Annotated in this window: 5 protein-coding genes and 1 pseudogene; 4 read left to right on the top strand and 2 right to left on the bottom strand. The window is 65.8% G+C overall.

What is annotated here, in order from left to right; all coding sequences use genetic code 11:
- From ACIBH1_RS48180 to ACIBH1_RS48170, 3 genes and pseudogenes are all read left to right on the top strand, one after another.
- Positions 1-395, top strand: a 395-nt coding sequence (locus tag ACIBH1_RS48180; RefSeq protein ID WP_397320871.1) for a DUF998 domain-containing protein, incomplete at its 5' end; no start/stop codon positions are given.
- Between the two features lie 253 nt (positions 396-648).
- The gene (locus ACIBH1_RS48175) at positions 649-1,704 is read left to right on the top strand and encodes a questin oxidase family protein (protein WP_397320870.1); all 1,056 of its coding nucleotides are present in this window, start codon (positions 649-651) and stop codon (positions 1,702-1,704) included.
- Positions 1,705-2,077: 373 nt separating this feature from the next.
- Positions 2,078-3,298: pseudogene (locus ACIBH1_RS48170) on the top strand (RNA-guided endonuclease InsQ/TnpB family protein).
- A 1,558-nt stretch (positions 3,299-4,856) separates the two neighbouring features.
- Here the strand turns inward: ACIBH1_RS48170 and ACIBH1_RS48165 are convergent.
- Together ACIBH1_RS48165 and ACIBH1_RS48160 are read right to left on the bottom strand one after the other, a co-directional pair.
- A complete protein-coding gene (locus ACIBH1_RS48165) occupies positions 4,857-5,129 on the bottom strand; it encodes a hypothetical protein (RefSeq protein WP_397320872.1) in 273 nt (90 codons plus the stop codon).
- Between the two features lie 346 nt (positions 5,130-5,475).
- The gene (locus tag ACIBH1_RS48160) at positions 5,476-6,747 is read right to left on the bottom strand and encodes an alpha/beta hydrolase fold domain-containing protein (RefSeq protein WP_397320869.1); all 1,272 of its coding nucleotides are present in this window, start codon (positions 6,745-6,747) and stop codon (positions 5,476-5,478) included.
- 279 nt (positions 6,748-7,026) lie between these two features.
- Here ACIBH1_RS48160 and ACIBH1_RS48155 point away from each other — a divergent pair, with 279 nt between their 5' ends.
- Positions 7,027-7,689, top strand: coding sequence for a YciI family protein (locus ACIBH1_RS48155; RefSeq protein WP_397320868.1), 663 nt, complete (start codon positions 7,027-7,029; stop codon positions 7,687-7,689).
- Positions 7,690-7,691: the final 2 nt, after the last annotated feature.

Here is a 7,691-nt window from a genome sequence, read left to right as displayed (position 1 = left end):
TCACAAGCACATGGGCGCCACGCCTGGTCATCACCTACGGCATCGGCTACATCCTGTCCGGCGTGTTCGTCATGGAACCGGGCGCCGGATTCCCCCAAGGCGCCCCCACCGAGCCCACCGGATCACTGGCCTGGCACACCATCGTCCACCTGCTCGTCGGCATCGTCGCCTTCATCGCCCTGACCGCCGCCCTGTTCGTGATCGGCCGCTACTTCGCCCGACACAACCAGCGGGGCTGGGCCTGGACCGCCCGCATCGGCGCCATCGCTGTCATCGCCGCGAACGTGCTGTCCTCCGCCCAGGTCCTCGCACCATCGATCATGCTGGCCACCGGAGTCATCACCGGCATGCTGGCCCTGTCCCTGACCGCCGCAAAACTACGACGAGCCGCGTGAGGCCGTCCCGAGGACGCGGGACCACGCCCCATCCGCAACCGTCCCGCCCCACAACCGTATCTGCCAGACAACCGACAGATCCCAGCGCGGCAGAGTGTCCAAGACACCCGCAGAAATGACAATGATCAACACTCGCGTTGCGCTGCGTGGAACCCCACGATGCAGCGTGCGATCTAGGGCAGGGCAGGAGCATTAGTGGCCTGCGAGAACTGAACTAATCCGAGCACTTGGGAATGCGAACGAGGTGACGACTGTGAGCGGCAGCGTGCTGCACGAGGCGTACGAACGGTTCCACCACACTGGCCCCGAATGGGGGGAGGACCAGCTGACCAACCACGGCCCGATGGCAGTCGAGGTCCTGGTACGGCGAGGGAGGGCCGACCGCGTGGGCCACTGGGTGGACGCGTACATAGACCGGTTGGACACGATGCCCTCCGGTACTACCGCCATCACCGACGAAGGCTGGCGCGAGGCGCTCGGCGATGGCCGGCGGCTAGGCGACTGGACCGCATACTTCGAGCGGGTGCTGGCCGAAGGGCCCTGGCGCGAGGTGCTGGCTACCTGGTGGGAGCGTCTACTGCCGGGAATCGTGGCGGGCACCACGCACGGGGTGATCCGGGTAGGACACGTGGTGCGCGCGCTCCTGGCCGGCGCGGAGAACCCCGCCATCTTGGGCGAACTCGCCCACGGGCTGGCATTCTGGGCGGCCCGTTCCCGGCCGCTGCCGCCTGCGGGCCCGCCCTCCGGCCGACTGAGCCCTCTAACCACCCTGGAGTCCCTGCCCCGCATTCCCGATCAGCGAGGCAACGTAGCCAGCCGGTTCGGCCAGCTCTCGCGCCTGCCCGGCTGGGAAACAGCGGTCGCCCAGCTTGCTCCCCCAGCCACCGCGGGAGAGGTGCCGACCCGATTGGCAGACCTGGTGGCCGCAGCCACGCAACGCTACCTGTTTCACGGCCACGGACAGCCTGTCCTCCTGGTGCACACCGCAACCGCGCCCAACGCGGTCCTGCACACCCTGCCCGCGCTGCCCCTGGCGCTGTGGGCGCCGAGCCTAACCGCGATCTGGACGACTACTGCGGCGATCTACTCCGCGTACGCACCTCTCGAGGCCGCGCCACGCTCGGCCCTGCCCGCCGCCCCTGATGGCCCCGGCGCCGTCGCCGAAGTGCTGGACCGCGCAATCGACCACGCCGACGAGCACGTCATCAAATTCTCCGACACCGCCGCCGAGGTTTACACCCGCACCGGCAACCCTGACGCGCTGGCCGCCGCCCTCCGCGTCGCGGAGCTCATCGCACCCGCGCGCTAGTGAGCCACAGATGTACGATCTGCTCGTCGGCCACGTGGCAGAACAGCCTCCGCATCGGCCAGCTGATATCGGGCCGGATCGCAGCGTAGCCGGGGTTGTCGGCTGGAGGGTGGCCGCGGTGCATCAATCGTCATCCGAGGTGGACGTCCTGCGGGGGGTGAGCCGCCAGGGCAGCGGGAGAGGTGCGGCTCCGCGACCGCCTTCGTTAGGCCCCTTGAGACGCGGCGCGTTCGCCTGCCCTGCTACCGAACTGTGGGCCAGTTCTCCGGCCTTCAAACCGGGAGTGAAAGCCCACGCGGGAGGGCCGCCGGGCCCGAGCGTGCCCTGACCTGCCAGGCCGCGTTCTGTCGGTACCTCTCGCTAGGTTGGACCAGTGCAGCTCAGGTACAACTTCCGCCTCTACCCGACACCAGGCCAGCAGATCGCGCTGGCAAGGGCGTTCGGGTGCGCGGACGGTGTTCAACGACGGGCTGCGCATGCGGCAGGAGGCCCGCGAGAGCGGCTTGCCGTACATGTCGGACGGCGACGTGTCCAAGTGGGTCATCACCGAGGCAAAGAAGACCCCGGAACGCTCCTGGCTGGGCGAGGTGTCGGCGGTCGTGCTCCAGCAGGCGTTAGCCGATCTCAACGTTGCCTACCGCAACTTCTTCGCCTCGATCTCCGGCAAGCGGAAAGGGCCGAAGGCGGCGCCGCCGCGTTTCCGGTCACGGAAGGACTCCCGGCAGGCGATCCGGTTCACGAAGAACGCTCGGTTCAGGGTCCCCGAGTCGGGCTGCCTGCGATTGCCGAAGATCGGAGACGTGCGGGTGCGCTGGTCGCGCTCGTTGCCGTCCGATCCGTCGTCGGTGACGGTGGTCAAGGATGCGGCCGGGCGGTACTTCGCATCGTTCGTCGTGGAGAGGGCCGATCAGCCGCTGCCGGAGACGGGCTCGCAGATCGGGATCGACCTGGGCCTGACCCACTTCGCGGTCACCTCTGACGGCCGGAAGGTCGCCAACCCGCGCATCCTGCGGCGGGCGGCGAAGCAGCTCCGCAAGGCGCAGCAAGCGCTGAGCCGCAAAGAGAAGGGCTCGGCGAACCGCGCCAAAGCCAAGGCGAAGGTCGCCAAGGCGCACGCCAGGGTGACCGGCACGCGCCGCGACTGGGCACACAAGCTCTCCACCATGCTGATCCGCGACAACCAAGCGGTGTATGTGGAAGATCTTGCCGTGTCAGGTCTAGCGCGCACCAAGCTGGCCAAGTCGGTGCACGACGCGGGCTGGTCCCAGTTCGTGAACATGCTGGAGTACAAAGCGAAACGGTATGCCGCACCTTCGCCAGGATCGACCGCTGGTTCCCCTCCTCCAAGCTGTGCTCGGCGTGCGGGATCATCGCGGACAAGATGCCGCTGAACGTGCGGGACTGGACCTGCCCGTGCGGGGCCGCCCACGACCGGGACGTCAACGCAGCGATCAACATCCTGGCCGCCGGGCAGGCGGACAGGCTAAACGACTGTGGAGCGCAGGTAAGACCGGGACCTGTTCCGGCACCGCGCGAAGAAGCAGTAACCCACCCGGAACCGCACGCGCGGCAGACGGGAATCTCCGTCCTTTAGGGCGGAGTGGATGTCAATGGCCGATCAGGAGTAGCTGCCGCCAGGTCCCGACCTCCCGGGTGACGACCGCACCGTCCGCCGCGCTGCGGTCATCGACTCTGGCACACGGGATGAGTTGGTGGGCAGCGGCTGGCGGAACTTCTCCGATCGGGCGGTGGCTACCAGCGGGGAGGCCACCAGGTGTGTCATGTGCTGGTCGCCCATGCGAAGGACGAGCTACCGGTGGCGGACGGTGGCCTCGCTGTCAGAGCCGGGTTTCGACACAGACGCCTGGATCGGCAACGTGTGCGTGACGGCCTCCGGCAATCGGGCGGTCGTCGTGTACGCGCCCAGCACGTTCACGAACAAGAGCGAGTTGATGGCGCGCGTCGGCTTCACCGCGATCGTGAATCTCGACGGTGGCCCCGCGCGCAAGCTGCGAGTGCAAAATCCACGCTGGCCACAATCCCGGCTGCGGACTGTTGGAGTTGGCGGTCCTCACCCAGGGCGGCACCGAGGACCTCGGCACAACCCGCCCGTTAAGGATAATCCGGCCACTCACCGACGATGGCGAGCCAACCCAGCTTCCTGCGACGTGCCTCTTTGACCAGGACGGGATTTCGAAGTAGACGCAATCAATTCCGCGTTCGCTTATCAGGCTTTCCGCACCCTGCCGGGCGGTCCGAAGGACTCTCACTTCCGGGCCGCCCGGCGACCCTTGGGCTAAGGGCCCGAACTCGCGGGTCCGAGAAAATCTCGCTACTCGGAACAGCCAAGCCCTTAGCTGGCTAGCTCAAGTATAGTTGCAGGTCTTGACAAAAGCGACCGGATCCCAATTCACGATGTCGTGCCTGCCACTCCAGTAGTGAGCGATTACCGCCCTCGTCGAGTCGAGGAAGTACGTCGTATAAGGTGTGCTATTTTTTGAGTGAAAGGATCCGACTATTTTATGCAGACGCCATACGACACAACCCCTGCCCCATAGCCAAAATACCTTGTACCTTGGATACCCCAAGAATCTGTCAATCTGGATGGTGCAGAAGGCCATCCCGCAGTTGTCGGCAACGTCCCGTGTCGCGGCCGCGGCACCCTGACTGTTAAACGGGTAGAACGTGGTCCCGTACCTCGGATCACCCGACTCAACATAGAATCCTGGATCGAGGGCGGCGTTACTGGCCGACCGCGCTGCTGACGCCGGCACGGCACCGACCGAAAAAACCAGGATGAGGCCGACAAAGGTGGCTTTAGTCAGTGCTAAAACCCTCTGCGTTTGGCGTCGCTGTGACGTTGATCCTGTTAGCATCGCGCTTTCTTTGCTTTCGTTCGTGATCAGTAGATGCCCAGCCCGCTGCTCGTCCCTACTATTTCACCTCGCTCATTAACGAGGAGGAAATAGATGCGTAAACGACATGCATTCATGCCGCCTTTACTTTATGGCCCGCCTCAGAGGTGGACCAGGACAACCACGGGACATTTATCGGACACGAATAGTGCTACTTTGCATGCTCGGCGAGATCTGTGGGATCGCGGTCTGTTGACTGGCGATTGTCCCGATGTTGCGACATTTTCATGACGAGACTCAGACCATAGCCAGACGAGGCTGAAGGAACAGGCGTGTGCCGGGACGTCCTTGCCAGTCCGTTCCGGCACACGCCTTCGTCGTCACAGCCTGTTGGGTCCTGGACGTGACCGACCACGCGTCCCTCCCCGTGGGGGCGGTCGGATCGATCTCCGCATCGAAGCCCCAGTCGCCGTTGTTCTCGGGGTTCGAGGACGACTGGCACACTCTCCACAGGCCCGTCTTCTCGGTGATGCGCAGCAGGTCGGGCCCTCGCTCATCGGCGTCCATGATGATCTCGTCGTACAGCAGGCGAACCAGCGATGCAGTACGTCACCCGCTGGCGTATGCGCGTGGCGCCCGACTGGCTGCAACCCGACGATCCCCAGGTCACCGAGCTTTGTCTCCCGCCTTGGCTACGAGTCGGAGGCCGCCCTAACGCGCCATCGGCATCGCCCCGGTGCTGCCAGGCGACACCGCAGCATGCCGTCCCGAACCACCGTCACCCGCACCGGAACGACATCGGGAGACATTCACCCACGCCACCTTCGGCGCAACTGCCTCGATGAGTATTTGCTGCGGACGCCTATGAGTCATACGCCGCGCCGGCGCCTAGACCGCACACCACCGCACCGATGGATCAGGGCTGAGCCACGCCGGAAGTCCCGGGATCGGCCGCGGATCCCTTGTGCATGGTCGCGGTAGTACGGATGCGCCGGCCCACATGATGGATTGCATCGCGGGCCTCAGGCAGGAAGCTGAAGAACATGTGGAAGACATGTGCCTCCACGGGGAACAGTTCAAGATCGACAGGGACGTCATGGTCGCGGAGTCGGTTCGCCAACGCGTATGCATCCACGACCGCGGGGTCGCCGGTGGCCGCCTGGATAAGGACGGGGGGCAGACCTGAAAGATCGGCATGCACCAGATCGACGAGCGGGTCGTTTTGAGGCCGACCAGCCAGGTAGTCGTCCGCGAGCCGGGCACGAACCACAATCTCATCGGCGGTGTAAGGGCGGGCCAGTGCCTCGCTGTCGACACCGGCCGGGACATGTACGAGCCCGGGGCACAGTAGGACTGCTCCACCGGGCATCGCCAGATTCTGTTGCTTCAGGCTAACCATCGCGGCGACGATCAACGCGCCGCCTGAGGAGTCGCCGACCAGCGTGATGTGGGCGGGGTTGACTCCTTCGTCAAGCATCCACAAATAGGCTGTTATCACATCTGACAGGCCAGCGGGAAACGGATGCTCGGGTGCGAGCCGGTATTCCGGCACCAGGACCGGGCAAGACGCCGCCAGCGCGACAGCCCCCGCCAGCGCGCGGAAGCCAAAGGCCGACCCGGCTATGTTGCCCCCGCCGTGAACGTAGAGCACATGCGGACGGGCGTCCGAGGCAGGGCCGACCTCCAAGCCGGCCACACCACCGGTGATGACCGGCCGGACCGGCAACCCGTCCGGGACCTCGGCCTTGGCGTGCAGGGCCTCAAAGGCGCGCCGCATCGACTCAATATCGTCGCGGCTCGTGGCATCCGCCATCGGCTCCCACAGCAGGGCGGCCCGGGCGGTCAACTCGTGGCCGATGGAGCGAGCGGTGCTAATCGCCCCGTCAACGGCGGCGAGAATCGACCTGCTCTGATCCAGCAGAGCCTCACCGGCCAACGTCAGCTCCACCTGGCGCGTGGATCGACGGAACAGGTCGCAGCCGATGAGCCGCTCCAGAGCCCGGATCTGGCGGCTCAGCGCCGGCTGCGACAGATGGAGTCGTTGCGCCGCCCTTCCGAAGTTCAGCTCCTCGGCAACCGCGACAAACGAGCGCAGGTGCCGCAGCTCCAACCCGCCCGGTGCCGCAGACAACGAAAGCACCTGTCCACTCTCACTGTCGTCGCCGAGTGGTGTAACCCGATCGTCCATACCCGACAGTGTGCCCCCGTCAACGGATCGGGGCCCACGACAACGCCATGCAACCCGTGCATCACTTTCATGTCCATTCGGCCTTTCTCTTCAGCCGGACCGAACGGGCAACCTCGAACTATGCCGACGCAACCCCAACCCGAATCACCGCGAACCGCGCGACTGCACATCCGCCCGCGCCAGGGCCGGCGAGTGACGGTCACGGTGCAATGGCCTACAGAGCCCGTCGAAGCCTCGGCTCGTGTCCAAGTTGTAGTCGGCCGAGAGGAGTTGCAGGACGTGTCGGGGCTCGAGCGCGATGCCGCCCGGCGGGTCGTGCTCGCGGTTGAGCCTTTTGTTCTCGGCGAGCCCGCAACATCGGCCGGCGACCTGCTTGCCGTTCTGTCCTGGGTGGCCGACCACGCGCACGAGCTCAGCGCTTGCGGTGATCTCGTTTACCTCGTCGGGTACGGCCGCAGCGTGCCTACCGCCCGCGGCGCTGTCCTTCTTGCGGCGGCCAACGGGTGGCCGCGAGTTCATTACCTGGCTCCAACCGCATCGGCGGCAGTCGATCGGGAGGACCCAGAAATCTCCCCACCATCAACCATCACCAAGGAGAAATCCATGAAGTTCGCTCTGATCTATCAGTACGACCCGGCCGCCACCGGTCCGACCGAGGAGGAGATCCCGGAATGGTTCGCCTATGAGAAGGCGACCAAGGACGCGGGGGTGCTGGTCTACGACTGTGGCTTCTACGCGGTGGACACGGCCCAGACCGTGCAGGTGCGCGATGGCGCCACCTCCCTCGAGCCCGGCGTGCACCGCACGGGGCCGGAGGTGGCGGCCGGCTTTGTCGTGGTCGAGGTCGAAGACGCGGCAGCCGCCGTGAAGTGGGCTGAGAGGCTGCCCACCGCGCGCTACGGCTCGGTGCAGATCCGCCACCTCGTCGAGTGGCAGGGGTGAGG

Source organism: Nonomuraea sp. NPDC050663, assembly GCF_044456985.1.
GTDB lineage: Bacteria > Actinomycetota > Actinomycetes > Streptosporangiales > Streptosporangiaceae > Nonomuraea.
Note: the sequence above shows the minus strand (reverse complement) of the source record. Positions and strands in the feature narration are given on the sequence as shown.

Bases quoted from the DNA above. Each gene is read 5' to 3' on its own strand.
- ACIBH1_RS48160 (WP_397320869.1), bottom strand. From the start codon at position 6,747: ATGGACGATCGGGTTACACCACTCGGCGACGACAGTGAGAGTGGACAG.